Origin of the sequence: Allobosea robiniae (assembly GCF_900102525.1) — a bacterium.
In the GTDB taxonomy this organism is placed as follows: domain Bacteria; phylum Pseudomonadota; class Alphaproteobacteria; order Rhizobiales; family Beijerinckiaceae; genus Allobosea; species Allobosea robiniae.
Genome location: NZ_FNBZ01000001.1, coordinates 714,248 through 738,838, shown reverse-complemented (window position 1 = coordinate 738,838; position 24,591 = coordinate 714,248). Strand labels below are relative to the sequence as shown.

The window sequence follows — 24,591 nt, the reverse complement described above, 5'->3', positions numbered from 1 at the left end:
GCCGGCGTCAGGCCGCCGGCGTTTTCGCGGTGGGCGTCGGCGTGAAGGTGCCGTCCGCATTGGGCTCCATGGTGACGATCGCGTCGTGCATGCTGCGCAGCGTCGCGCGATGGCCGATCGAGACGATCCGGGTCTGCGGCAGCTCACGGTCGATCGTTTCATAGATCTCGCCTTCCAGCTTCTCGTCGAGCGAGGCGGTGGCCTCGTCGAGGAAGAGCCAGTCCGGCTTGCTCAGAAGGGCGCGCGCCACGGCCAGGCGCTGCTGCTCGCCGCCCGAGAGGCGCTGGCCCCAGAGGTCGACCTCGTCGAGCTTGTCAGCGAGGTGGCCGAGCTTGACCTTCTCCATGGCCGCTCGGGTCGCGGCGTCGTCATAGGCACCTTCCTCGGCCGGATAGGCGAGCGCTGCCCTCAGCGAACCCTGCGGCAGATAAGGGCGCTGCGGCAGCAGCATGATCTGCGCCTCCGCGGGAATGCCGACCTTGCCGTCGCCGAACGGCCAGATGCCGGCAATGGCGCGGAACAGCGTCGACTTGCCCGAGCCGGAGGGGCCGATCAGCAGCGTCGAGCGTGTCTTGCCGAGATCGAGCGCGCCGAGCTTCACGATCGGCTTGCCGTTGGGCAGGAGGAGCGTGGCGTCGCGGAGATGCAGGCTCTCGTCATCAGAGGTCTCGCGGCCGAGCGCCTCCTCGCTGATCGCGCCGTGCTGCGCTTCTTCGACGGCGGTCTCGAAGGAGGTCAGGCGGTTGATCGAGGCGAGATAGGAGGCGATCGAGGAGTAGCTGTTGATGATGAAGGAGAGGGCCGTCTGCACCCGGTCGAAGGCGCCGGCGACCTGCATCATGATGCCGAGCGTGATCGTGCCCGCGAAATAGTACGGAGCAAGAATGATGTAGGGCAGGACGACGCTGAGCTGGTTGTAGGACAGTGTGAAACTGGTCAGCTTCAGCCGGCGCCAGACCAGTCGGTAGAAGTTCTCGACGATATCGCGGAAGCGCTGGGCGAGATGGCTGCGCTCGGTCGGTTCGCCGACCATCAGCGCGATCTGCTCGGAATATTCGCGCAGGCGCGCCAGCGAGAAGCGGAAATTCGCCTCGCGCTTCTCCTGCTCGAATTCGAGCCGGATCAGCGGGCGGCCGATCACATGGGTGAGCCAGGTCGCCGCTACCGCATAGAAGAACGCCACCCAGAAGATATAGCCGGGGATCGCAAGCGAGGTGCCGGGCAGGGTGAAGCTGACCTGGATGTTCCAGAGGATGATCGAGAACGAGACCAGCGTGGAGACCTGCGAGAGCAGGGGCAGCGCGAAGCCGTAGGTCGAGTTGACGAAGGACCGCGTGTCCTCGGCGATACGCTGGTCGGGGTTGTCGACGCTGCCGGCAAGCGCGATCCGGTAATGCGTCGCGTGGTCGAGCCAGCGCCGCGTGTACTCGTTCGCCATGAATTGCCGCCAGCGGATCAGGATCGTGTAGTTGGCGAACAGCTCGATCAGGTTCGAGGCGACCCAGAGCACCGCCCAGACGCAGAAGACGTAGAAGAGCTGGTACCAGAACGCCGTCGCATCCTTGTTCTGCAGCGCGTCGTACATGTCGCGGTTGAAGAAGGAGAGGCGCAGCGTGATGCCGACCTGAATCTGGTTGAGGACGATCAGGAAGACGAAGAGCGAGACCGCCAGCGTGCCGAGCCTGATCTTGAACGGGCCGATCGGCCAGAGATTGGCGGTGGTGATCTGGTCGGATTCGAAATAGGGCGAGGCGATGCGCGCGATGCGCGCGATCACCGGCACGAAGGAGATCGCGTAGATCAGGATCGCGAAGACGCCGACCGTCGTCGGCAGGCTGGTCGGTATCGGTGGAATCCCGAATGTCGCAGGCCACCAGCCCAGATGGGCTGCGATCGCGGCCGCACCGAACACCAGGTACTCGATGGCGAAGACGCCCGAGAAGATCCTCAGGAAGAAGGGCAGGGCCGGCGAGCGAAAGGTCACGACCGCCAGCAGCAGGCCGACGACACCCATTCCGATAAGGGCAGCCGAGCCGGCTTGCTGGCCGACGATCAGGGTGGCCGCCGCCAGCACGGCGACGAGGATGCTCAACAAGCGCATAGACGGGGATCCTGGCGGGAGACGGTGAAAGCCACGATTCGGACCATGTCGCAGCGGGAGTGGCCTTTCAATGGCGACGCGCCCGGATGAGCAAATTGTCATCTGTCGGAGAGGTCGCGGCGAGCCGTCCACGATCAGCGGACCCAGAAGCGAAACGCCCCGGACGAGCGGGGCTCGTCCGGGGCGCAAAGCTTGAAAGGGTTGGCGGTTGGACCGCCGGCCGATTACTGCGCGGCGACGATCTTGCCGGCGTCCCACTTGTACATCGAGAAGCTCGGCGAACTCAGGTCGCCGGTCTTGCCATAGGTCAGCGTGCCGATCGCGGTCTTGACCGGCATGCCGGAATGCAGGGCCTTGGCGGCGCCATTGGCATCGCCCGGCTTGCCGGCCTTCTCGATCGCGGCCTTGAGCACCTCGACCGCGGCATAGGCGTTGAGTGTGAAGGCCTCCGGCGGGATGCCCTTCTCCTTCAGCGCCGCGACGGCCTGGGCCGAGTCGGGGTTCTTCAGCGCGTCCGTCGCGTTGGTGAAGAGCGTGCCGGTGGCACGGTCGCCGCCGATCGCCGCGAACTCCGTGTTGGAGAGGCCTTCGCCACCGATGATCGTCGCCTTCACGCCGGCGTCGGCGAGCTGGCGCGCGAGCAGGCCGCCCTCGGGGTGGTAGCCGCCGAAATAGATGGCGTCGACATTCGCAGCCTTCAGGCGCGTCACGACGGCCGAGAGGTCCTTGTCGCCGGGATTGACCGTCAGGGCGATCACTTCCTTGAGCCCGCCGGCATTGATGCCCTTCTGGAAGGCGTCGGCGAGGCCTTTGCCGTAGGTGCCCTTGTCATGGACGATCGCGATCTTCGCGTCCTTGAAGTTCTTCAGGACGTAAGCGGCGGCGATGTCGGCCTGCTGGTCGTCGCGGCCGCAGGTGCGGAAGACATTGGTCAGGCCGCGGGTGGTCAGCGCCGGCGAGGTCGCGGTCGGCGTCACCATCAGCACGCCGCTTTCGGAGAACACGTCCGAGACCGCCATGGCGACGCCGGAGGTCACCGGGCCGACCACGAACTTGACCTTGTCGCCGACGAGCAGGTTGGCGGAGGACACGCCCTGCTTCGGATCGCCGGCATCGTCGGCGAGCTTCAGCACGAGCTTCTCGCCGAGCACGCCGCCATTCTTGTTGATCACGTCGACGGCGGTCTGGGCGCCATTCTTGACCTGGTCGCCATAGGCGGCGACCGGACCGGTCAGCGGCGCGACGAGGCCGATGGTGATGTCAGCCTGCGCGGCCTGGGCGGAGAGGAACAGCGCGGCAGCGAGCGCGGCGCCGGACAGAAGTTGTGACTTTTTCATCTGCATCTCCCTACGACATGCAACTTTGGCGCGCGAGCCCGACAGGGATCGCTTGCCGCCTGTATAAGCCAGGAAGCCGGCGGAAGGCACTGCCCAAGCTTTCATCAGTCCTGTCGGGAAATGCATGGCGGTGCGGCAGGCGGTATCGCGAGGCTGGAAAAGGCCCCGCCCGCGCTCAGCCGCTGCGCGCCTTGCGCTGGGCTTCCAGCTCCTCTGTAACGGCGATCACGTCGAGATAATCCTCGTGCCGGGCCGGCGCATAGTGCGAGACATGGCCGTCGGTGAAGCTCTTCCAGGCCTCGGGAGCCGCCTCCTTCATCCCGTTCATGGCGGCGACGAAATCGTCCTTCAGCCCCTGCGGCAGGTTGGCACGGGTCGAGAACGGGCTCGCCGGGATCAGCGGCGAGGTCCAGATCACCCGGGTCGAGCCGGCCGGGATCATCCCACGATCGGCGAGCCTTTGCGCGACGCCGTGCTCTGCATTGGTCTGGTGGGTCGCGACGATATCGAACTGGCCGCGCACCAGCGCCAGAACCGAATTGTCATGGCCGCCGGAGAAGACCGTGCCGCTGAAATGGGTCTTCGGATCGATGCCCTGCTTGCGCAGGAAATAGGAGGGGAAGGCGTAGCCGGAGGTCGAGTTCGGATCGGCGAAGGCCATCACCTTGCCCTTGAGATCGGCGAGGTTCTGGTAGGGGCTTTCCGACCGCACCAGCAGCACGGAGTAATAGCCTTCCTGCCCGTGGTTATCGACATCGCGCAGCAGCGGCTGGAGCTTGTCGCCGAGCACGCGGCGGCCGAGCGCGTAGACCGCGGGGCCGAAGCGGGCGAAATCGACCTGATCGGCGCGCATCGCCTCGACCAGGCCGGCATAGTCGGCGACCCGGAAGAAGCGAACGGGCACGCCGAGGCGTTGCGACAGGTAATCCACCATCGGCTGGGTGCGGGCGATGGCGCCGGCCTCGTTCTCGGCGGAGGAGACGCCGAAGCGCACCTCCTTGATGCCCTGCCGCCAGTCCGGAGCCTGCGCGAAGGCGGGAGCGACGCTGCTGGCGGCGAGGCCGGCGAGGACGAGGCGGCGTGTGGGCATGATCATCTCTGTCGCGGTGAAGTTGAAGGCGCCTCGATGCGCGCCCGCGACGACAGCCGGATGGCCGGCGGATGACAGTGTCGTGAAATGAAAAAGGCCCGGCTTGCGCCGGGCCTTCCGTAGTCTCGGTAGGTAGATGGATCAGAAGTCCATGCCGCCCATGCCGCCGCCGCCCATCGGGGGCATCGGGGCGTCCTTCTTCGGCTGCTCGGCAACCATCGCCTCGGTGGTGATCAGCAGGCCAGCGATCGAAGCCGCGTCCTGGATCGCCGTGCGCACGACCTTGGTCGGGTCGATGATGCCGGCCTTGACCAGGTCGCCGTACTCGCCGGTCTGGGCGTTGTAGCCCCAGGCGTAGTCCTTCGACTCAAGCAGCTTGCCGATCACGACCGCGCCGTCATCGCCGGCGTTGTCGACGATCTGGCGGGCCGGAGCGGCGATCGCCTTGCGGACGATCTCGACGCCGGTCTTCTGGTCGTCGTTCTGGGTCTTGATCGACTTCACGGCCTGGAGCGAACGCAGCAGGGCAACGCCGCCGCCGGGAAGGATGCCTTCTTCGACCGCAGCGCGGGTCGCGTTCAGGGCGTCGTCGACGCGGTCCTTCTTCTCCTTGACCTCGACCTCGGTCGCGCCGCCGACGCGGATGACCGCGACGCCGCCGGCGAGCTTGGCCAGACGCTCCTGGAGCTTCTCACGGTCGTAGTCCGAGGAGGTCTCCTCGATCTGGGCCTTGATCTGGCCGACGCGAGCCTCGATGTCCTTCTTCTTGCCGGCGCCGTCGATGATCGTGGTGTTCTCCTTCTCGATGCGCACCTTCTTGGCGCGGCCGAGCATGTTGAGCGTCACGGTCTCGAGCTTGATGCCGAGGTCTTCCGAGATCATCTGGCCGGCGGTCAGGATCGAGATGTCCTCGAGCATGGCCTTGCGGCGATCACCGAAGCCCGGAGCCTTGACGGCCGCGACCTTCAGGCCGCCACGGAGCTTGTTGACGACGAGCGTGGCCAGGGCCTCGCCCTCGACGTCCTCGGCGATGATGAGCAGCGGCTTGCCGGTCTGCACGACGGCCTCGAGGATCGGCAGCATCGCCTGGAGCGAGGACAGCTTCTTCTCGAAGATCAGGATGTAGGGGTCTTCCAGCTCGGCGACCATCTTCTCCGAGTTGGTGATGAAGTACGGCGAGAGGTAGCCGCGGTCGAACTGCATGCCCTCGACGACGTCGAGTTCGGTCTCGGCGGTCTTGGCCTCCTCGACGGTGATGACACCCTCGTTGCCGACCTTCTGCATGGCGGTCGAGATCATCTTGCCGACCGACTCGTCGCCGTTGGCCGAGATCGTGCCGACCTGCGCGACTTCCGCGTTCGACGTGACCTTCTTCGAGTTCTTCTTGAGGTCGGCGACGATGGCGTCGACGGCCAGGTCGATGCCGCGCTTCAGGTCCATCGGGTTCATGCCGGCTGCAACCGACTTGGCGCCTTCACGAACGATCGCCTGGGCGAGAACCGTGGCGGTGGTGGTGCCGTCGCCGGCATGGTCGTTCTGGCGCGAAGCGACTTCGCGGACCATCTGGGCGCCCATGTTCTCGAACTTGTCGGAAAGCTCGATTTCCTTGGCGACGGTGACGCCGTCCTTGGTGATGCGCGGGGCGCCGAACGACTTCTCGATCACGACGTTGCGGCCCTTCGGACCCAGCGTGACCTTCACGGCGTTGGCGAGGATATCCACGCCGCGCAGCATCTTGTCGCGGGCATCGGTGCCGAACTTGACGTCTTTAGCAGCCATGAGAGCTACTCCTTGAACTGGAAACGGAAGAGAGCGGTCAGGCGGCTATCAGCCGACGACGCCCATGATGTCGGATTCCTTCATGATCAGGAGGTCCTGACCATCGATCTTGACCTCGGTGCCCGACCACTTGCCGAACAGGACGCGGTCGCCCTTCTTGACGTCGAGGGCAACGAGCTTGCCGGCCTCGTCACGCGCGCCGGAACCGACGGCGATGACCTCGCCCTCCTGGGGCTTTTCCTTGGCGGTCTCGGGGATGATGATGCCACCCTTGGTCTTCTCTTCGCCATCCAGGCGACGGACCACGACGCGGTCATGCAAAGGACGGAACTTCATGGTTCTGTCTTCCTCTCGGTCTTATTCGTTTCGGGTGCCGCTGAAGGGCTCCCGGGGGAGACTGTTAGCAGTCACCCGATGGGAGTGCTAACAGATGGCGGGGAGATAGGCGCGGGCGTCCGGAGAGTCAAGGAAGCGCCCCGCGATAAAGTGAACGCCGGCGGATGCGATGTCGCAGGTCGCAGCAGGCCTGCTGGCAGCAGCGCTTGAACACGCTAACATGGCGGAATGACGACGCCCTCGCCCGACCCGCGCCTCGACGCCATCGCCCGCTCCTGCGTCGCGCTGCATGTGCGCATGACCGCACGCGCCGTGACGCGGGCCTATGACGAGGCGATGCGCCCGAGCGGCCTCAAGATCACCCAGTTCGTGCTGCTCTCGGCGCTCAGCACGGGGCAATGGAAATCGGTCACGGAGCTGGCGGAACGCTTCGCGCTGGAGCGGACCTCGCTGACGCGCAACCTCCAGCTTCTGGCGACTGAGGGCATGGTCGAGCCGGTCGAGTGCCGGGGGCGGGCCTCGGTCTACGCCGTGACCGAAAAGGGCAGGGCCGCGATCGAGGCCGCCATTCCGTACTGGCGCGCGGCGCAGGACAAGATCGAGGGCGGTTTCGGCGAGGAGCGCTGGCGCGAAACCCGCGACGGTCTCAGGGCGCTGCGCCGGGCTGCGCGCGGCGAGCGCTGAAGCCGCGATTGGCGGTTGACCGGCGCTCGATCGCATCTCTATCGTGCAGATACACGAATGGAGCTCGATACGATGCGCGCTGTTGGGGTGGTATCTCGCGAGGAACTGGTCGCGGGCGATGGCTTGAGCTTTCTGCGCGGGATCATCGCCGGCACCAATCCGGCGCCGCCCTTCGCCGACGCCATGGATTTCGAGCTGGTCGAGGCCGATGAGGGCAGGGTGGTTTTCTCCGGCCAGCCTTCGGCGCGCTTCTTCAATCCGCTGGGCACGATCCATGGAGGCTGGACCGCGACGATCCTCGATTCCGCCATGGCCTGCGCCGCCCACGCGACGCTGAAGCCGGGCGAGGGCTACACCACGCTGGAGATGAAGTTGAACTATGTCCGCCCGGTCATGCCGGACAGCGGCAAGGTGCGCTGCGAAGGCAGGCTGATACACCGCGGCAATACGGTGGTGACGACGGAGGGCAGGCTCGTCGACGCGCGGGGAAAGCTGCTCGCGCACGGCACCGAGACCTGCCTGATCTTGCAGACCAAGCCCTAGCGCCGGCTGACGGCGACGGCCCCGGCGACGATCAGCAGCGCGCCGGCATAGGTCGTGTAGAGCGGCACCTCGCCGAACACGAAGAAGCCGAGCAGGCTCGCCCAGACCAGCGCCGTGTATTCGATCGGCGCCAGGCGCGAAGCGGCCGCGTGGGCATAGGCCGAGGTCAGCGTGAGATGGCCGGCAACGCCGAGCGCTCCCGCGAAGAGATAGGCGGCGAGGTCACCGAAGCTCATCGGCACGAAGGCGTACCAGGCCGGAATGGCGAGGCACAGCGCCGGCCCGCAATTCTGGAAGGCGACGATGACGGTCGGGTGCTCGCGCACGGCGATGCGCCTGAGCAGGATCAGGTTGAAGGCGTAGCTGACGGCCGAGAACAGCGCGGCGGCGACGCCGAGGCTGGCCCCGCTGACATGGCCCTGGAGGCGCGGCCAGACCATGACCAGCATGCCGGCAAGCCCGAAACCGAGCGCCTGCAGGATGCGCCTGTCGATCTTCTCCTTGAGGATCAATCCCCCGAGCAGCGCGACGAAGACCGGCGCGAGGAAAGACAGCGTCAGCGCTTCCGCCAAGGGCAGCACCGAGACCGAGTAGAAGAAGCTGCCTGCCGTCAGCACGACGATCGGTACGCGCACGATGTTGCCGATGAGGCTGGCGCGGGTCGGGCGCGCCGGGCGCGCGATCGCCAGCACCGCAAGAGCACAGAGCCCGCCCATCAGGAAGCGCATGAACAGCGCCACGATGAAGGAGTGCTGCTGCATCTGGCCCTTGATGACCGCATCCATGGCAGTCAGCAGGGCGATGCCGAGCGCGGCCCGGAAGGCGATGGACAAGGTCATGGGCCGGGGCGCAGCCGCTTGCGGAAATGATACTCCCAGCTTTCCGAGGCATCGCCGAGATAGCGCTCGCCCGGCCAGCGCATGAAGCCGAGCTTCTCGTAGAAGCGATGACCGCGGGTGAAGCGCGTGTCCGACCAGAGCGTCATCTCGGCGAAGCCGCCCTGTTCGGCGAAGTCCATCGCCCTGGCGAAGAGGGCCTGTGCCAGCCCGGCGCCCCGGAACGCGGGGTCGACATAGACCTTGGCAAGCTCGGCGGCGTTCTGCTCGGGAACCGGCACGATGCCGAGGGAGCCGGCAATGCGTCCGTCCGGTCCATCCACGATCCAGAGCATGCCGCCTTTGGCTGCGAAAGCGGTCGCGGGCCGGCGCAACTCCGGAAGCTCCGCCTCGACGAAAACGCAGCCCGGATATTCCGCGAAGCTCGCTGCGATCAGGGCGGAGAGCGGACCGGAATCGTCGTCATGGGCAAGCCGGATGGGCGGGGTCATGACGCCTGCCTTAGGGTCAAATCCTCCCGCCGTACAGGTGTGGGAACGGCGTTGCGCAATGCCCTGGCAGCAGGGCGGGCGGGAGCGCCTTCGCAGCTTCCCCTTGGAAATATCGCCCCGTCCGGCTACCCCCGATCCGAAGGGCGGCGCGGCTGGTTTGAGTCGCGCGCTTCAACCGTGGCAACGCAGAGATCGGGACGAGGCGGCGAAGGCACGATGACCGTTCTTCTGCCCTTCATCGTCAATGCCGGGCTGAATTTCGTCCTCGGGCTGCTCGTCGCCCTGTTCCTTGGCCCGGAGGCCTTCGGGCTCTACGCCATCGGCGCCGCCACCGTCGTGCTCGTCAACACGGCGCTGCTCGACTGGCTGAAGCTCTCGGTCGTCCGCTTCTACTCCCTGCAGAGCCGCGAGAGCGACCCCGGCATCCGCGCGACGCTCGATCTGCTCTTCGCCGGTGTCGCTCTGTCGCTCTCGGCCCTTCTGGCGGCGGCGATGCTCGCCGGGGTCGATACCGGATTGCCGTCCACGCTGCTGGTGGCTGCGGTTGCCGGCGGTATCGCTGCCGGCTGGTTCGACTATCACGCCGCCATCGCCCGCGCCCGCTTCCTCGATGCGGCCTATGCCCGGCTCGTCCTGGTCAGAAGCGTGGCGGCCCTGCTGCTGATGGTCGGCGGTGCCTGGTGGACCCGCGATCCGACCGTCGTCCTGCTCGGCGGCGTCCTCAGCGCGGGCGCTGCCGTTCTCGCCAACCGCGGCCGCCTGGCCGATGCGAAGCCGGCACCGGGCGCACCGCGGACGGATTTGATGCGCAATTTCGCGCGCTATGCCCTGCCGCTCGTCGCTGGCAATGCGGTCTATGCCGCGATCCCGCTCATCAACCGCGCCATCCTGGCCGATCGCCACGGCTTCGCCGAGGCCGGCTATTTCTCGCTGGCCTCCGATATCGGCCTGCGGCTTTTCCCCGTGCTGGCCTCGATGCTCGAGATCGTGCTGCTGCGCGAGATCATCCGCCTCGACGAGACGCGCGGACGCATCGCCGCGCAGAAGCGCATCGCTCGCAACATGGTCGTGGTGAAGGCCTGCGTGCTGCCGGTCGCGCTTGGCTTCTGGCTGATCCTGCCGGCCTTCGAGCGGCTCTTCGTTCCTCAGGGCTTCCGCGGCCATTTCGCCGATCATATGGCGCTGCTGCTGCCCGGCTTCGCTGCGATCGCACTGTTCCAGGCGGCGCTCGCGCCCGTCTTCCTGCTGGCGAAGCGTACGCTTATTGCCGCGCTGGCTGCCCTGACGGGGCTGGCCGTCGACCTCGCCATCATCTTCGCCCTGCCGGGCACGCTCGCGCCGACGACGGTCTCGATCGCGCAGAGCGCCGCCTATCTGACGGCGCTGCTGGTCACGGCGGTGGTGGCGCTGCGAGCGCTTCCGGCATCGCCGCCTTGGCGCGAGATCGCATGCGTCCTCGCCGCCGGCGCCGCGATGGGGCTCGCGATCTGGCCGCTGCGCGGCACGCTGCCGGCGCCGCTCGAACTGCCGCTCCAGGTCGCGCTCGGCGGGCTGGTCTATGCGGCGGTGATCCTGGCGTGTGATGTCGGCCGCTGGCGCACGGGCCTGAAGCTGCGCTGGCTCGCCCGGCGCTCCGCGCGCCGGTGAGGCTGCGCTGGCAAGGTTTCCTTCACCCTGTCGCTTGACCGCCTGCTAAGGTTAATTCCGCGAATTCAGCGGCTTCGGGCCGGTTTCTGCGCCCGAGAGTCAACGATTCACCATTCCTTTGAAGGCAAGCCGCAGGCTTCCGGCAGTTGATGTCGAGAGTGCTTGCGTCATGCGTCGAAAGATCCTTCTCCCGCTCCTCGCCGTTGTCGGGGCCATGGCGGTTGCCGCTCCGGCTGCCGCGCAGGGCACTCGCCAGAACTACGGCTATGCCGCCCCGGGGGACCCGATGGCCGCGAGCCGCGGACACGGCAATTATGGCGGCGGCTTCATCGAGATGCTGATGACCGGGCGCGATCCGACGCCTTATGGCCGCGGTGGCGCGGTCTATAACCGCCCCGGCGGCTATGCCTATGGCCAGCGCATGCAGCCGCAAGGCGGCTACGAGCCGGACCCGTTCGAGGCTGCGCGCCAGCCGCGTGCCACACGCCGCATGGCCGCGCTCGGCGAGCCGGTCGAGCCGCAGCAGGGCATCCAGCAGATCGTCGACCCGCGCTTCCGCAAGCAGGAAGTCGCCTATGACGGGCCGCACAAGCCTGGCACGATCATCATCGACACGCCGCAGCGCTTCCTCTTCCTGGTGCAGCCGGGCGGCCGGGCCATGCGCTATGGCATCGGCGTTGGCCGGCCGGGCTTCTCCTGGGCCGGTATGAAGACGATCACCCGCAAGGCGGAATGGCCGAGCTGGACGCCTCCGTCCGAGATGCTGAAGCGCCGGCCCGATCTGCCGCGCTTCATGGCCGGCGGCCCCGACAACCCGATGGGCGCGCGCGCCATGTATCTCGGCTCGACGCTCTACCGCATCCACGGCACCAACGAGCCGAACACGATCGGGCAGGCGGTCTCGTCGGGCTGCATCCGCATGACCAATGACGACGTCACCGATCTCTACGAGCGTGTCCGCGTCGGCGCCAAGGTGCTGGTGATCTGAGGCACAGCCTCATCTGACACCGATCGACAAAAACGGCGGCCTCGCATCGCGGGCCGCCGTTTGCATTCTATCCCGGTGACAAGACGGGGAAGGCGATCTCAAACCCAGCTGTCGTCGTCCCCGCCGCCATCGTCGAAGCCGGGATCGGCGTCGTCATGGCCGGCGTTCTGGTAACTGGCCTCGCCGTCATAGCCCTGGCCGTAGCCGCCATCCTGCGCGGTCTGGTCGGCGGCAGGCTGGGCTGCGGCTGCCTGGTCGGCAGCCGGTTGCGGCGTCGCCGCCGCGTTGCTGCCGGAGCTGGCGGTGTCGCTCGCGGTCTGGGCCGCGGGCTTGCTGCCGCCACCGAAGGCATTGGTCAGCACATTGCCGAGCATCATGCCGCCGGCGACGCCGGCCGCGGTGGTCAGCGCGCTCGCCATGAAGCCGCCGCCGCCAGCTTGCTGCTGCGGCTGGTTGCTCCACGGGCCGGGCTGCGCTGCCTGCTGCATCGGCATGGCCTGGCCGGGGGCTCCTTGCGCCTGCGGCTGCGTGTTCCAGGCGGCGGAGGGTGCGGCTGCGTCGGCTCGCTGCGGCACGGGTGGAACCGAGCCGGTGCGCGGCACCGACCCGCCGCCGAAGATGCCGGACAGGAAGCCGCCGGCCTGAGGCTGGGCGGCCTCGCTGGCGCGCGTCTGCGCCTCTCGCAACTGCGCCTGCAGGCTTTCGACTTGCTGGTTCAGGTTGGCGAGCGCCTGCTCCTGCACATAGACCGCCTGGGCCATGGCATAGGGCGCATAGGGCTGCTCGCGCAGCCGCTCTGCGATGAAGGTCTCAGCCTCGGGGTCGCGGGGCTGATTGGCCGCCTGCTTCAGGCGGTCGAAAATCCCGGCGATCACGTCGCGTTCCTGCGGCGTCATCGTCATCTCCTCTCGTTGCGCGGTGCGGTTGCGCCGCGCTCAAGAGGTGGGATCGGCCTGTGACGGTATCAAGGCGGCGTCGTGACTGCATCGGACCGAGAAGCGAATTTCACTTGTCGGGAGAATCCGGTGCGGCCTCAGGTAGGCTGCTGGGCCTCAGATGCTGCCGAAATCGTCGTCCGGCGGCGGCGCCTCGTCGATCTCGGACGGTGCCTGCAGCGTGCCGCGGTTGAGCACCACGACGGTCGTGCCGGTCGGGACGCGGCCATAGAGGTCGATGATATCCTGGTTGAACAGGCGGATGCAGCCCGAGGAAACGGACTTGCCGATCGACCAGGGCTCGGAGGTGCCATGGATGCGATAGAGCGTGTCGCGGCCGCCCTGGTAGAGATAGAGCGCGCGGGCGCCGAGCGGGTTCTCGAGGCCGCCGGCCATGCCGCCGGCCCAGGGGCGGTTCCGCTCCGGCTCGCGGGCGATCATCGCCGGGGTCGGGGTCCAGCGCGGCCACTGCGCCTTGCGCGCGACCGTGGCGCGTCCGCGCCAGGACATGCCCTGCTTGCCGACGCCGATGCCGTAACGCACGGCGCGGCCGCCTTCCATCACGAGATAGAGATAGCGGTTGTCGGTATCGACGACGATCGTGCCGGGCTGCTCGCGGGTCGGGTAGGAGACGATCCGGCGCAGGAACTGCGGCTCGACCTCGGAAAGGTCCGTCGCGGGCAGCGGGTGCTGCTCATCCGGCCGCTCGCCATACATCGCCAGATATTCGGCGCTGATATGCGGCCCCTGATGCGCGACCTCGAACGGCTCCGGGCGTCGGTTCGCGACGCAGGCGGCAAGGAAGAGCGGGCTCAGCGCAGCGAAGACGCGGCGGGTCGGCCGGGCGAGGGGGGAGGCGGATGGGCGGTCGGGGGACATCGACAGACAACTCGGTGTTACGGGCGAAATGAACGGCGGGGCGGCGCCTTGAGTTCCATGCGCCGTTGCTCACCCTCGTTCAAGGTTGCCGAGATGGCCGTGGGGTGAACAGGAGATGGCCAAATTGTGTCCGTGCAACGCTGTTGCCGTTCGGCAACAGGGCGGATGGCCGCCTAGCCTGGGTCAGGTGGCTTCCCGCAATCCCCATTTGAGCAGGCCGAGCTTCTCGCGCGCCCACCAGCGCCAGAGCATCATCACGGCGACGAGCGAAAGCCCGATCACCAGCCCGATCCAGATGCCGCTGCCGGCGAGTGGAGTCAGGAAACCCAGCGCCGCGGAGAGCGGCAGTCCGATGCCCCAGTAGCCGATGCCGGCGAGAATCATCGGCAGGCGCGTGTCGCCGAGGCCGCGCAGGATCGACGACCCGATGACCTGCGCCCCATCCGCGATCTGGAAGAGGGCGGCGTAGAACAGGAAGGCCACCGCGATCTGGGCCACCGCTTCCGCACCGGGCTTCGAGCGGTCGAGGAAGGGGGCGATCAGCCAATGCGGCACGGTCGCCATCAGCAGCGCCGTGAAGCACATGAAGCTCAGCGCCAGGATGAGCGCCATCATGCCGGCGCGCCGGATGCCCTCCTTGTCGCCGGAGCCGAAGGCGCGCCCGACCCGCACCGTCCCGGCCTGGCCGATGCCGAGGGGCACCATGAAGGCGAGTGAGGCGATCTGGATCGCGATGGCGTGGGCCGCGAGCGCGGTCGAGCCGATCAGCCCCATCATGAAGGCGGCGCCGTAGAAGATCAGCGATTCGAAGGAGAGCGTCAGCGAGATCGGCAGGCCCATGCGCCAGAAGGCGCGGTAGCGCGGCCAGTCCGGCACCCAGAAGCGGCCGAACAGCTGATAGCGCCGGAAACGCCTGTCCCACATGACCACGAGCGCGAGGCCGAGGAACATGAGGGTTGAGGACAAGGCCGTGGCCATTCCGGAGCCGGGCAGGCCGAGCGCCGGAAAGCCGAGCCGCCCGAACATCAGACACCAGTTGGCGAAGGCGTTGAACGCCACCGCGAAGAGCACGACGATGAAAGCCCAGCGCGGCCGCTGCAGCGCGGCGACGAAGCCGCGCAGGCACAGATAGAGGAAGAAGGGCAGCAGCCCCCATTGCAGCGTGTGGAGATAGGACGCGGCGGCCTTCGACAGGGCGGGGTCCTGACCCATCGCTCTCAGGATGAATTCGGCCTGCCAGAGGAAGAGCCACATCGGCCCGACCATGGTCGCCGCGGCCCAGAAGCCCTGGCGGACGGTGCGGCGCAGATCGCGCACCGCATGCCGGTTGCGGCCGAGCTCGATCGCGATCATCGGCGAGACCGCGCCCATCGCGCCGATGCCGAAGATCAGGGTTGCATTGTAGAGATTGGTGCCGAGCGCGCCGGCTGCCAGCGCATCCGGGCCGAACTGGCCCATCATGATGACGTCGGTGGCCGTCATCGCCGTCTGCGCGACATTGGTCAGCACCATCGGCCAGCTCAGGGCCAGCATGGCGCGGGCTTCCCCGAGCCAGGAATGATGCGGGCGGGATTCGGCGATCTCGGACATGGGGCGCTGCTTCTACCCCCGATCGGAGCATCGAAACAGCCGCCGCTACGCGCTTCACCGTTCGGAGCCGATGCGCTGGACGCGGGTCGACAACCGTCGCCGCGGTCTGCATCTTGCCTCGGAAATTGCTGGAGGGCCTGAACCGATGAGCACCAATCTGAGGATCGACGGCGCGAGGTTGACCTCGCGCCTCGCGGAACTCTCGATGATCGGCGCGACGCCGGAAGGCGGCTGCCGCCGGCTTGCCCTGACTGATGAGGACAGGCAGGGCCGCGACTGGCTCGTCGCCCAGATGAAGGCACTCGGCCTCGATACCCGCGTCGATGCCATCGGCAATATCGTCGGCGTCCTGAAGGGCCAGCAGGACGGTCCGGCCGTCATCATGGGCTCGCATATCGACACGGTCGGCACCGGCGGGCGCTTCGACGGTGCGCTCGGCGTCGTCGCCGGCGTCGAGGTTCTCGCCGCCTTGCGCGATGCCGGACTGACGCCGAAGCGCGACATGGCGGTGATCGCCTTCACCAACGAGGAGGGCGCCCGCTTCCACCCCGACATGCTCGGCTCCTATGTCTGGGCCGGCGGCATGAGCGTCGAGGCGGCGCACAGGGAAGTCGATTCAGACGGCATCGGCCTCGGCGCCGAATTGAAGCGCATCGGCTACGAGGGCGCCGAGAAGCCGGGCTTCCTGCCGGCCCATGCCTATATCGAGATGCATATCGAACAGGGGCCGATCCTCGAGAACGAGGGCGGCGGGCTCGGTGCCGTCACAGGCATCCAGGGCATCTGCTGGCTGGAACTCACCCTGAAGGGCCGCCCGAGCCACGCCGGCACGACGCCGATGGCCTATCGCAAGGACCCGGGGCTCGCTGCCGCGCGCATCAACATCTTCGCCAACGAGCTGACCAAGACGATTCCGAACCAGCTCGCCAATAGCGGCGTCATCCGCGTCCAGCCCGGCAACGTCAATGTCGTGCCCGAAACCGTGGTGATGACGCTCGACCTGCGCAACCCGCTCGATGCGCCGCTCGCAAAGGCTGAGGCGGCGGTGCGGGCGTTTTGTGCCGAGCTCGCCGAGCGCGACGGCATCGAAGTCTCCTTCCGCGATCTCGCCCGCTTCCCGGCGACGCCCTTTGCCGAGGAGCTGATCGCGGAGGTCGAGCGCAGCGCCGGCGAATTCGGCTTGGCCGTCCGGCGCATGATCTCCGGCGCCGGCCACGACGCGCAGATGATGGCGCGGCTCTGCCCGACGGCGATGGTGTTCATCCCCTCGATCGGCGGGCTCTCGCACAACCCGGCCGAGTTCAGCACCGATGACGACATGATCGCCGGCGCGAATATCCTGCTCACCACCGCCTGGCGTGTCGCCAACGCCTGAGAGGTCCCCAGATGACGACGATCGCCTCGCTTTCCGCCGCCGAGCTCGGCCCGCTCTATGCCAGCAAGCAGCTCTCTCCCGTCGAGGTCGCGAAGGATGCGCTCGCCCGCATCGAGCGCTTCGAGCCCGCGGTCAATGCCTTCGCCGTCCGTGACGAGGCGGTGACGCTGGCCATGGCCGAAGCCTCGCAGGGGCGCTGGCTGAAGGGCGAGGCGATCGGCCCGCTCGATGGCGTGCCCGTCACCATCAAGGACAATCTCGGCGTCGCCGGCTGGTCGATGCAGCGCGGCTCGGCCATCGCCTCCGATGCGCCCTTCGCCGAGGATTCCCCCATTACCGCGCGCTTGCGTGAGGCCGGGACGGTCTTCCTCGGCAAGACCACCATGCCGGAATATGGATGGAAGGGCGTCGGCGATTCGCCGCTCACCGGCATCACCCGCAATCCCTGGAACACCGGCACGGGGCCGGGCGGCTCCTCGTCGGGTGCGGCCGTCTGTGCCGCGCTCAATCTCGGCTGCCTCCACATGGGCACCGACGGGGCGGGCTCCATCCGCATTCCCGCAGCCTTCACCGGTGTCGTCGGCCTGAAGCCGAGCTACGGCCGTGTCCCGGCCTGGCCGATCTCGGTCATGGGCTTCCTCGCTCATCTCGGCCCGCTGACCCGCACCGTCACCGACACCGCGCTGGCGATGAAGGTGATCGGCCAGCCCGACGCGCGCGACATGACGGCGCTGACCGATCGCCCGCCGGATTATGTCGACGGGCTCAAGGGCGGCTTGAGGGGTCTGCGCGTCGCCTGGTCTCCGCGCCTTGGCCAGGACGTGACCGTCGATCCCGAGCTCGCGGCGCTGACGGCCGCCGCCGCGCAGGTCTTCGCCGAGCTTGGTGCGACGGTGGAGGAGGTCGATCCCGGCTTCGACGATCCGATCGAGATCCTGATGACCCTCTGGGCCTCGGGAGCGGCGCTGGCATTGAAGAGCATCGACGCCGCTGGCCGCAAGCAGATGGACCCCGGCCTCGTCGCGGTGGCGGAACAGGGCGAGCGTATCCCGGCCTCGAATTATGTCGACGCGCTGCTGAACCGGCGCAATGCGCTTGCCTATCGGATGGCGCAATTCCATCAGACATACGACCTGCTGCTGACGCCGACACTGCCGCTGCCAGCCTTCACTGTGGGCTGCGATACGCCCCAGCATGGCGCCTATGGCGAGGACTGGACGCGCTGGACGCCCTTCACCTACCCCTTCAACATCACCGAGCAGCCGGCGATCTCGGTGCCCTGCGGTCTGACGAAGGCCGGCCTGCCGGCCGGGCTCCAGATCGTCGGCGCCTTCGGCAAGGACGCTCTCGTGCTGCGGGCTGCGGCGGCGTTCGAGCTGGCACGGCCCTTCGCGCGCGTCGATGAACCGGTCAAACCGATTTAATCGCGATTTTTCATTCTTTCCGGAACCGGGCCCGAAATGGCCCGTGCGGAACCGAAACAGCGGGCTCCCGCCCGAAAGTTCCGTCTGGCACGAACCGTGCAGGCGGCGAGGTGGCCCTGGTCGGGTGCTGCTGCGAGTTGTCAGGCGGAGTTTTTCTGCCCAAACTCGCGCCAAGGCAGCCCGTCTAGAGGCGCCGTTCCAGGGGAGAGCAAGATGGATCGCAGGACGTTTCTGAAATCCGCGACGGGCGCCGGCATGGCTGCCGCGACCGGCGGGCTGGCGATGCCGGCCCTCGCGCAAAGTCCAAGCAAGACCCTACGCTTCGTACCGCAGGCCAATCTCGCCAATTTCGACCCGATCTGGGGGACGCAATACGTCGTTCGCAACGCAGCGGCGCTGGTCTGGGATACGCTTTACGGCATCGATTCCAAGTTCCAGCCGCAACGCCAGATGGTCGAGGCCGAGGAGGTCTCCTCCGACGGCCTGAACTGGACCTTCAAGCTGCGCTCGGGCCTCAAGTTCCATGATGGCACGCCCGTCACCTCCAAGGACGTGGTCGCGAGCCTCGTTCGCTGGTCGGCGCGCGATCCGATGGGCCTGATGCTCCGGGCCATCCAGGTAGAACTGGCGCCCGTCGATGAACTGACCTGGAAATGGTCGCTGAAGCAGCCCTTCCCGAAAATGCTGCTGGCGCTGGCCAAGAACAACGCGCCCTGTTCCTTCGTGATGCCCGAGCGCATCGCCAAGACCGATCCCTTCACCCAGATCACCGAATATATCGGCTCCGGCCCGATGAAGTTCCTCCAGAAGGAATGGGTGCCGGGTGCCAAGGCGGTGTTCGAGAAATTCGCGGACTACAAGCCGCGTTCGGAGAAGGCCGATTGGCTCGCCGGCGGCAAGAACATCCTCGTCGACCGCGTGGAATGGGTGATCATGCCCGACCCGGCGACGGCCGCCGCTGCCCTCCAGAATGGCGAGGTCGACTGGTGGGAGACGCCGCTCGCCGATCTCGTGCCGGTGCTGAAGGGCCACAAGGACATCAATGTCGATATCGGCGATCCGCTCGGCAATGTCGGCGCCTTCCGCATGAACCACCTGTTCCCGCCCTTCAACAACGTGAAGGTGCGCCAGGCCGTGCTGACGGCCATGAACCAGGAAGACTACATGCGGGCCGTCGTCGGCGATGACGACAAGCTCTGGAAGCCGCTGCCCGGCTTCTTCACCCCGGGCACTCCGCTCTACACCGAGGAGGGCGGCGAGATCCTGAAGAAGCGCAACGTCGCCGAGGCCAAGAAGCTCCTCGCCGAGGCCGGCTACAAGGGCGAGCCCGTGGTCTGCGTCGTCGCGCAGGACATGGCCGCGACCAAGTCGATGGGCGACGTCACGGCGGAATTGCTCAAGAGCATCGGCATGAACGTCGATTTCGTCGCGACCGACTGGGGCACGGTCGGCTCCCGCCGCGCCCAGAAGACGCCTCCGGGGCAGGGCGGCTGGAGCATGTTCCACACTTGGCATGCCGGTGCCGACTGCATCAACCCGGCCGCCTATACCGCGATCCGCGCCAATGGCGACAAGGCCTGGTTCGGCTGGCCCGACGTGCCCGCCGTCGAGACCGAGGTCACCAACTGGTTCAACGCCAAGGACCTGGCCGAGGAGAAGGCGGCGATGGGCCGCCTCAACAAGGCCGCCGTCGAGAACGTCGTCTTCGCGCCGACGGGCTTCTATCTCGGCTACCAGGCCTGGCGGAAGAACGTCACCGGCGTGGTCAGCGGACCGCTGCCGTTCTTCTGGGACGTCAAGAAGGACTGATAGCCCCGCGCGGGTCGGCTTTGCCGCTCCGCGCTTCCGGAGCCGTCCGGCTCTGTTGTCTTGCTTCGTCGCGACCCGGAAGAAGTCCGGGCCGCGATCCCTGGTACCGCTGTGAACGAGGTCCGACTGCCTTATGCTTGCTTTCGTCGTCAGACGCATCGTCACGACCATCCCGGTGATGGCCTTCGTGGCGCTGTTCGTCTTTTCGCTGCTCTACATCGCGCCGGGCGATCCCGCCGCCATCATCGCCGGTGACCAGGCGTCCCCTGCCGATGTCGAGCGCATCCGCGCCAGCCTGGGCCTGGACCGCCCCTATCTCGTGCGCTTCGCCGAATGGTCGTTCCGCGTGATCCAGGGCGATCTCGGCACCTCGATCTTCACCAACCTGCCGGTGACGCAGCTCATCGCCCAGCGCATTGAGCCGACGCTCTCCCTGATGGTGCTGACGTTGATCTTCGCCGTCGTGATCGCCGTCCCGATGGGCGTGGTCGCGGCCTGGAAGGCGGGCAGCTGGGTCGACAAGGCAGCGATGGGCTTTGCGGTGCTGGGCTTCTCCGTGCCGGTCTTCGTCGTCGGTTATCTCCTCGCCTATCTTTTCGCGCTCAAGCTCGACTGGCTGCCGGTGCAGGGCTACACGCCGATCTCGCAGGGCTTCTGGCCCTGGCTCCGGAATCTCATCCTGCCGACGGTGACGCTGGGGCTGGTCTATGTCGCGCTGATCGCGCGCATCACCCGCGCCACGATGCTGGATGTTCTTCAGCAGGACTATGTCCGCACCGCCCAGGCCAAGGGCGTGGCGCAGAAGGACGTGCTCTTCCTGCATTCGCTGAAGAACGCGGCCGTGCCGATCGTCACGATCATCGGCATCGGTATCGCCCTCCTGATCGGCGGCGCGGTCGTGACCGAGAGCGTCTTCGCCATCCCCGGCCTCGGCCGGCTCACCGTCGACGCGATCCTGCGCCGTGACTACCCCGTCATCCAGGGCGTCGTGCTGATGTTCAGCCTGGTCTACGTGCTGGTGAACCTGCTGATCGACCTGACCTACACCCTCGTCGACCCGAGGATCCGCTATTGACCGCTCAATCGCTCACCGCGGCTCCTGCCGCTGAAGCGGTGCAGGCCGAACTCGGCCGTGCCGCCCGCTTCCGTCGCTATCTGCGCCGGCATCCTTCCGTCGCCATCGGCGGCGGGCTCCTCATCCTGATGGCGCTGATCGGCATCTTCGCGCCGCTGCTCGGCACGGTCGACCCGACCGCGATCGCGCCGTCGAGGCGCACCCGCGTGCCCTCCGAGCTCTACTGGTTCGGCACCGACATGCTCGGCCGCGACATCTATTCGCGCGTCGTGTATGGCGCCCGCGTCTCGCTGCTCGTCGGCTTCAGCGTTGCGATCCTGTCCTCGATCGTCGGGCTCACCATCGGCCTCTTCGCCGGCTTCGTCCGCTGGTCCGACGGCATCATCATGCGCATCATCGACGGCATGATGTCGATTCCGCCGATCCTGCTCGCCATCGCCCTGATGGCGCTGACCCGCGGCTCGGTCCAGAACGTCATCATCGCCATCACCGTCGCCGAGATCCCGCGCGTCGCGCGGCTCGTGCGCGGCGTCGTGCTGTCGCTGCGCGAGCAACCCTATGTCGAGGCGGCCGTGGCCAATGGCGCGCGGGTACCGCGCATCATCTTCCGCCACATCCTGCCCAACACCTTCGCGCCGATGAGCGTGCAGGCGACCTATATCTGCGCCAGCGCCATGATCGTCGAGGCGATCCTGTCCTTCATCGGCGCGGGCGTGCCGCCGGCGACGCCGTCCTGGGGCAACATCATGGCCGAGGGCCGCGCCCTCTGGCAGGTTCGGCCGCATATCATCCTGTTCCCGGCCGTGTTCCTCTCCATCACCGTCCTCGCGGTGAACATGCTTGGCGACGGCCTGCGCGACTCGCTCGATCCAAGGCTCGCCAAGACGCTCTGAGAGCTTGCCCCGCAGCTGGGACAACCCACGCCCCGCATTGCCGGCGCTTGACGCGCCGGCTCAGCACATCGAAGCCTTGCCCTAAAGGGTGATCTTCATCCGGAGCCTCTGACGTGACCCGCATCCTCACCGTCGCCGCCGCCCAGCTCGGTCCCATCCAGCGCGATGAGAGCCGGGCTTCGGCGGTTGCCCGCATGATCGAACTCATGCGGCAGGCCAAGAGCCACGGCGCCGATCTGGTGGTTTATCCGGAGGCCGCGCTCACCGCCTTCTTCCCGCATTGGTGGATCGACGGCGAAGCCGAGATCGACAGCCATTTCGAAAGCGCGATGCCCTCGAACGAGACCGCGCCGCTCTTCGAGGAGAGCAAGCGCCTCGGCGTCGGTTTCCATCTCGGGTATTGCGAACTGGCCTTCGAGCAGGGCCGCAAGCGCCGCTTCAACACCGCGATCCTCGTCGACAAATCGGGCGCGATCGTTGGCAAGTACCGCAAGATCCATCTGCCCGGCCATCCCGAGCACCGCCCCGCCGCACCCTTCCAGAACCTGGAGAAGCGCTATTTCGAGACCGGCGAGCTCGGCTGGCCGGTCTGGCGGACGATGAACGCCAATATCGGCATGATGATCTGCAACGACCGCCGCTGGCCGGAGAGCTATCGCTCGATGGGTCTGCAGGACGTCGAGTTGATCGTGCTCGGCTACAACACCCCCAAGCACAACCCGCCGGCCCCGGACCATGACCGGCTCGGCAATTTCCACAATCAGCTCGTGATGCAGGCCGGCGCCTACCAGAACGCCACCTGGGTCGTGGGCGTCGCCAAGGCGGGGCTGGAGGCCGGCGTCGACCAGATCGGCGGCTCCTGCATCATCGCGCCGACCGGAGAGGTCGTGGCCCAGGCCGTGACCGAGGATGACGAGCTCATCGTCGCCCGCTGCGACATGGATCTCGGCAAGAGCTACAAGACCTCGACCTTCAATTTCGCCAGGCATCGCGAGCCCCAGGCCTACGGCCTGATCGTCGAGCGCAAGGGCGCCGTCTCCCCGGTTTGATCCGTATCCAGAGGACTAGACATGACCCACGATCTCATCCTGAAGGGCGGCCGCGTCATCGACCCCTCCCAGAAGCATGACGGCATCCTCGATGTCGCCTTCACGGACGGCAAGGTCTCCGGCTTCGGCAAGGACCTGAAGGGCGCCAAGGAAATCCGCGACGTCTCCGGCTATATCGTCTCGCCCGGCCTGATCGACCTGCACACCCATGTCTACTGGGGCGGCACCTCGCTCGGCATCGATGCGGACGAATTCTGCCGCGTTTCCGGCGTCACCACTTCGGTCGATACCGGCTCGGCCGGCCCCGGCAACTGGGCCGGCTTCCGCAAGCACGTCATCGAGCCGAGCCAGGCGCGCATCCTCGCCTATCTCCATGTCTCGCATGCCGGCATCTACGGCTTCGACCACCGCGTCATGGTCGGCGAGAGCGGCGACATGCGCATGATGAACCCGATCGACTGCGCCAGGGTCGCCGACGAGAACCGCGACTACATCGTCGGCATCAAGGTCCGCGTCGGCCTGCATGCCTCGGGCGACCAGGGCACCAAGCCGCTGAACATCGCGCTGCAGGTCGCCGACGAGGTCGGGATGCCCTTGATGTGCCATATCGACCATCCGCCGCCATCCTATGAGGAAGTCATCGGCATGCTCCGGCCGGGCGACGTGCTGACCCATGCCTTCCGCCCGTTCCCGAACGCGCCTGCGACCGCGCAGGGCACGGTGAAGCCCGAGGTGCTGGCGGCCCGCAAGCGCGGCGTCATCTTCGACATCGGCCACGGCAAGGGGTCGTTCTCCTTCAAGACCACCCGCGCCATGCTGGCCAACGGCTTCGAGCCGGACGTGATCTCGTCCGACGTGCACAAGCTCTGCATCGACGGCCCGGCCTTCGACCAGGTCACCACGATGTCGAAGTTCCTCTGCATGGGCATGAGCCTGAGCAACGTCATCGCCGCCTCGACGGTGAACGCCGCCATGGCGCTGAAGCGCCCGGAATACGGCTCCCTCAAGGTCGGCTCGCTCGGCGACGCGACGATCCTGACCGTGAAGGAAGGCAAGTTCGACTATGTCGACGTCGTCGGCGAGCACCTGATCGGCGACAGGAAGTTCGTCTCCGAGGGTGTCGTGCTCAAGGGCAAGTGGTGGCACCCGAAGCGGACCGGCAAGTTCCCGAAGGTCGCGGCGTAGGCTTCCATGTCACTCGAAACGGGCTGGCGCCGCATGGCGCCGGCCGATCTGCCGGCCGTGATGGCGATCGCGGCCGTCGTGCATCCGGACTATCCCGAGGACGAGGCGGTCTTCGCCGAGCGGCTGAAACTGGCGCCCGAGGGGTGTCATGTGCTGTCCGGTGAAGGCGGGGCGTTACAGGGCTATCTCGTCAGCCATCCCTGGCCGGCCGGCGCCGTCCCGGCCCTGAATTCCCTGCTGGGAGGCATCCCGCCTGGCGTCGCCAACTGGTATCTTCACGACCTCGCGCTGCTGCCGGCAGGGCGCGGCAGCGGCGCGGCGGGAGCGATCGTCGCGGCGATCGCCCGTCATGCCACCAGAGCCGGCTATACGAGCCTGGCGCTGGTCGCGGTCAACGATTCGACCGGCTTCTGGCGCCGGCAGGGTTTTCGCGAGGTGCATGAGCCCGCGCTTGATCGCAAGCTTGCGAGCTATGACGATGCGGCCCGCTATATGCGCCGCGATATGAATGGCTGATGCGACAGGCATCGGCGAGAAAAGACCGA

22 protein-coding genes are annotated in these 24,591 nt (G+C 67.1%); 12 read left to right on the top strand and 10 right to left on the bottom strand.

Going from position 1 to position 24,591, the window contains the following annotated elements:
* Nucleotides 1–7 precede the first annotated feature (7 nt).
* From BLQ70_RS03355 to groES, 5 genes are all read right to left on the bottom strand, one after another.
* Nucleotides 8–2,101 carry an ABC transporter ATP-binding protein/permease gene (locus BLQ70_RS03355; protein WP_170843294.1) on the bottom strand — a complete coding sequence of 698 codons (2,094 nt, stop codon included), beginning with the start codon at nucleotides 2,099–2,101 and terminating at the stop codon, nucleotides 8–10.
* A gap of 224 nt (nucleotides 2,102–2,325) precedes the next feature.
* Nucleotides 2,326–3,438: a branched-chain amino acid ABC transporter substrate-binding protein gene (locus BLQ70_RS03350; RefSeq protein WP_425284546.1), complete on the bottom strand. Its 1,113-nt coding sequence runs from the start codon at nucleotides 3,436–3,438 to the stop codon at nucleotides 2,326–2,328.
* 175 nt (nucleotides 3,439–3,613) lie between these two features.
* On the bottom strand, nucleotides 3,614–4,528 hold the full coding sequence (gene phnD, locus BLQ70_RS03345; protein ID WP_170843293.1) for a phosphate/phosphite/phosphonate ABC transporter substrate-binding protein: 915 nt from the start codon (nucleotides 4,526–4,528) through the stop codon (nucleotides 3,614–3,616).
* Nucleotides 4,529–4,669: 141 nt separating this feature from the next.
* The gene (gene groL / locus BLQ70_RS03340) at nucleotides 4,670–6,307 is read right to left on the bottom strand and encodes a chaperonin GroEL (protein ID WP_091855793.1); all 1,638 of its coding nucleotides are present in this window, start codon (nucleotides 6,305–6,307) and stop codon (nucleotides 4,670–4,672) included.
* A gap of 48 nt (nucleotides 6,308–6,355) precedes the next feature.
* Complete coding sequence (gene groES / locus BLQ70_RS03335; RefSeq protein ID WP_061964603.1) at nucleotides 6,356–6,643, bottom strand: co-chaperone GroES; 288 nt, start codon at nucleotides 6,641–6,643, stop codon at nucleotides 6,356–6,358.
* A 228-nt stretch (nucleotides 6,644–6,871) separates the two neighbouring features.
* On the opposite strand from groES, the gene BLQ70_RS03330 reads away from it, so the two are divergent.
* On the top strand, nucleotides 6,872–7,327 hold the full coding sequence (locus tag BLQ70_RS03330; protein WP_061964601.1) for a MarR family winged helix-turn-helix transcriptional regulator: 456 nt from the start codon (nucleotides 6,872–6,874) through the stop codon (nucleotides 7,325–7,327).
* A gap of 72 nt (nucleotides 7,328–7,399) precedes the next feature.
* Complete coding sequence (locus BLQ70_RS03325) at nucleotides 7,400–7,870, top strand: PaaI family thioesterase (protein WP_113585928.1); 471 nt, start codon at nucleotides 7,400–7,402, stop codon at nucleotides 7,868–7,870.
* Here BLQ70_RS03325 and BLQ70_RS03320 read toward each other — a convergent pair.
* The gene (locus BLQ70_RS03320; protein WP_244511884.1) at nucleotides 7,867–8,709 is read right to left on the bottom strand and encodes a DMT family transporter; all 843 of its coding nucleotides are present in this window, start codon (nucleotides 8,707–8,709) and stop codon (nucleotides 7,867–7,869) included. The genes BLQ70_RS03325 and BLQ70_RS03320 overlap by 4 nt on opposite strands.
* Nucleotides 8,706–9,197 carry a GNAT family N-acetyltransferase gene (locus tag BLQ70_RS03315; protein ID WP_091855791.1) on the bottom strand — a complete coding sequence of 164 codons (492 nt, stop codon included), beginning with the start codon at nucleotides 9,195–9,197 and terminating at the stop codon, nucleotides 8,706–8,708. Before BLQ70_RS03315 ends, BLQ70_RS03320 begins: the two co-directional genes overlap by 4 nt.
* A gap of 216 nt (nucleotides 9,198–9,413) precedes the next feature.
* Here BLQ70_RS03315 and BLQ70_RS03310 point away from each other — a divergent pair, with 216 nt between their 5' ends.
* Both BLQ70_RS03310 and BLQ70_RS03305 read left to right on the top strand, forming a co-directional pair.
* Nucleotides 9,414–10,844 carry a lipopolysaccharide biosynthesis protein gene (locus BLQ70_RS03310; protein WP_091855790.1) on the top strand — a complete coding sequence of 477 codons (1,431 nt, stop codon included), beginning with the start codon at nucleotides 9,414–9,416 and terminating at the stop codon, nucleotides 10,842–10,844.
* 169 nt (nucleotides 10,845–11,013) lie between these two features.
* On the top strand, nucleotides 11,014–11,832 hold the full coding sequence (locus BLQ70_RS03305; protein WP_091855789.1) for a L,D-transpeptidase: 819 nt from the start codon (nucleotides 11,014–11,016) through the stop codon (nucleotides 11,830–11,832).
* A 98-nt stretch (nucleotides 11,833–11,930) separates the two neighbouring features.
* Here BLQ70_RS03305 and BLQ70_RS03300 read toward each other — a convergent pair whose 3' ends face one another.
* The 3 genes from BLQ70_RS03300 to BLQ70_RS03290 all read right to left on the bottom strand — a co-directional run bounded on the left by BLQ70_RS03300 (nucleotide 11,931) and on the right by BLQ70_RS03290 (nucleotide 15,236).
* A complete protein-coding gene (locus BLQ70_RS03300) occupies nucleotides 11,931–12,728 on the bottom strand; it encodes a DUF2076 domain-containing protein (protein WP_091856155.1) in 798 nt (265 codons plus the stop codon).
* A gap of 156 nt (nucleotides 12,729–12,884) precedes the next feature.
* Nucleotides 12,885–13,646, bottom strand: coding sequence for a L,D-transpeptidase (locus BLQ70_RS03295; RefSeq protein ID WP_061964587.1), 762 nt, complete (start codon nucleotides 13,644–13,646; stop codon nucleotides 12,885–12,887).
* 183 nt (nucleotides 13,647–13,829) lie between these two features.
* A complete protein-coding gene (locus BLQ70_RS03290) occupies nucleotides 13,830–15,236 on the bottom strand; it encodes an MATE family efflux transporter (protein WP_061964586.1) in 1,407 nt (468 codons plus the stop codon).
* 145 nt (nucleotides 15,237–15,381) lie between these two features.
* Here BLQ70_RS03290 and BLQ70_RS03285 point away from each other — a divergent pair, with 145 nt between their 5' ends.
* The 8 genes from BLQ70_RS03285 to BLQ70_RS03250 all read left to right on the top strand — a co-directional run bounded on the left by BLQ70_RS03285 (nucleotide 15,382) and on the right by BLQ70_RS03250 (nucleotide 24,562).
* A complete protein-coding gene (locus tag BLQ70_RS03285) occupies nucleotides 15,382–16,611 on the top strand; it encodes a M20 family metallo-hydrolase (RefSeq protein ID WP_091855788.1) in 1,230 nt (409 codons plus the stop codon).
* Between the two features lie 11 nt (nucleotides 16,612–16,622).
* The gene (locus BLQ70_RS03280) at nucleotides 16,623–18,035 is read left to right on the top strand and encodes an amidase (protein WP_091855787.1); all 1,413 of its coding nucleotides are present in this window, start codon (nucleotides 16,623–16,625) and stop codon (nucleotides 18,033–18,035) included.
* Nucleotides 18,036–18,248: 213 nt separating this feature from the next.
* Nucleotides 18,249–19,844, top strand: coding sequence for an ABC transporter substrate-binding protein (locus tag BLQ70_RS03275; protein WP_061964580.1), 1,596 nt, complete (start codon nucleotides 18,249–18,251; stop codon nucleotides 19,842–19,844).
* Nucleotides 19,845–19,977: 133 nt separating this feature from the next.
* Nucleotides 19,978–20,919, top strand: coding sequence for an ABC transporter permease (locus BLQ70_RS03270; RefSeq protein WP_061964578.1), 942 nt, complete (start codon nucleotides 19,978–19,980; stop codon nucleotides 20,917–20,919).
* Between the two features lie 38 nt (nucleotides 20,920–20,957).
* Complete coding sequence (locus tag BLQ70_RS03265; RefSeq protein WP_244492723.1) at nucleotides 20,958–21,812, top strand: ABC transporter permease; 855 nt, start codon at nucleotides 20,958–20,960, stop codon at nucleotides 21,810–21,812.
* A 113-nt stretch (nucleotides 21,813–21,925) separates the two neighbouring features.
* Complete coding sequence (locus tag BLQ70_RS03260; RefSeq protein ID WP_091855786.1) at nucleotides 21,926–22,861, top strand: N-carbamoyl-D-amino-acid hydrolase; 936 nt, start codon at nucleotides 21,926–21,928, stop codon at nucleotides 22,859–22,861.
* A 21-nt stretch (nucleotides 22,862–22,882) separates the two neighbouring features.
* Entirely contained in the window at nucleotides 22,883–24,046 is a 1,164-nt protein-coding gene (locus BLQ70_RS03255; RefSeq protein WP_091855785.1) for an amidohydrolase/deacetylase family metallohydrolase, read from the top strand.
* A gap of 6 nt (nucleotides 24,047–24,052) precedes the next feature.
* On the top strand, nucleotides 24,053–24,562 hold the full coding sequence (locus BLQ70_RS03250; RefSeq protein ID WP_091855784.1) for a GNAT family N-acetyltransferase: 510 nt from the start codon (nucleotides 24,053–24,055) through the stop codon (nucleotides 24,560–24,562).
* Nucleotides 24,563–24,591: the final 29 nt, after the last annotated feature.

Bases quoted from the DNA above. Each gene is read 5' to 3' on its own strand.
- groL (WP_091855793.1), bottom strand. From the start codon at position 6,307: ATGGCTGCTAAAGACGTCAAGTTCGGCACCGATGCCCGCGACAAGATG.
- BLQ70_RS03350 (WP_425284546.1), bottom strand. From the start codon at position 3,438: ATGAAAAAGTCACAACTTCTGTCCGGCGCCGCGCTCGCTGCCGCGCTG.
- BLQ70_RS03275 (WP_061964580.1), top strand. From the start codon at position 18,249: ATGGATCGCAGGACGTTTCTGAAATCCGCGACGGGCGCCGGCATGGCT.
- BLQ70_RS03285 (WP_091855788.1), top strand. From the start codon at position 15,382: ATGAGCACCAATCTGAGGATCGACGGCGCGAGGTTGACCTCGCGCCTC.
- BLQ70_RS03310 (WP_091855790.1), top strand. From the start codon at position 9,414: ATGACCGTTCTTCTGCCCTTCATCGTCAATGCCGGGCTGAATTTCGTC.
- BLQ70_RS03355 (WP_170843294.1), bottom strand. From the start codon at position 2,101: ATGCGCTTGTTGAGCATCCTCGTCGCCGTGCTGGCGGCGGCCACCCTG.
- BLQ70_RS03255 (WP_091855785.1), top strand. From the start codon at position 22,883: ATGACCCACGATCTCATCCTGAAGGGCGGCCGCGTCATCGACCCCTCC.
- BLQ70_RS03315 (WP_091855791.1), bottom strand. From the start codon at position 9,197: ATGACCCCGCCCATCCGGCTTGCCCATGACGACGATTCCGGTCCGCTC.
- BLQ70_RS03280 (WP_091855787.1), top strand. From the start codon at position 16,623: ATGACGACGATCGCCTCGCTTTCCGCCGCCGAGCTCGGCCCGCTCTAT.
- BLQ70_RS03270 (WP_061964578.1), top strand. From the start codon at position 19,978: ATGCTTGCTTTCGTCGTCAGACGCATCGTCACGACCATCCCGGTGATG.
- BLQ70_RS03305 (WP_091855789.1), top strand. From the start codon at position 11,014: ATGCGTCGAAAGATCCTTCTCCCGCTCCTCGCCGTTGTCGGGGCCATG.
- BLQ70_RS03320 (WP_244511884.1), bottom strand. From the start codon at position 8,709: ATGACCTTGTCCATCGCCTTCCGGGCCGCGCTCGGCATCGCCCTGCTG.
- BLQ70_RS03290 (WP_061964586.1), bottom strand. From the start codon at position 15,236: ATGTCCGAGATCGCCGAATCCCGCCCGCATCATTCCTGGCTCGGGGAA.
- BLQ70_RS03250 (WP_091855784.1), top strand. From the start codon at position 24,053: ATGTCACTCGAAACGGGCTGGCGCCGCATGGCGCCGGCCGATCTGCCG.
- BLQ70_RS03325 (WP_113585928.1), top strand. From the start codon at position 7,400: ATGCGCGCTGTTGGGGTGGTATCTCGCGAGGAACTGGTCGCGGGCGAT.
- phnD (WP_170843293.1), bottom strand. From the start codon at position 4,528: ATGCCCACACGCCGCCTCGTCCTCGCCGGCCTCGCCGCCAGCAGCGTC.
- BLQ70_RS03295 (WP_061964587.1), bottom strand. From the start codon at position 13,646: ATGTCCCCCGACCGCCCATCCGCCTCCCCCCTCGCCCGGCCGACCCGC.
- BLQ70_RS03330 (WP_061964601.1), top strand. From the start codon at position 6,872: ATGACGACGCCCTCGCCCGACCCGCGCCTCGACGCCATCGCCCGCTCC.
- groES (WP_061964603.1), bottom strand. From the start codon at position 6,643: ATGAAGTTCCGTCCTTTGCATGACCGCGTCGTGGTCCGTCGCCTGGAT.
- BLQ70_RS03300 (WP_091856155.1), bottom strand. From the start codon at position 12,728: ATGACGCCGCAGGAACGCGACGTGATCGCCGGGATTTTCGACCGCCTG.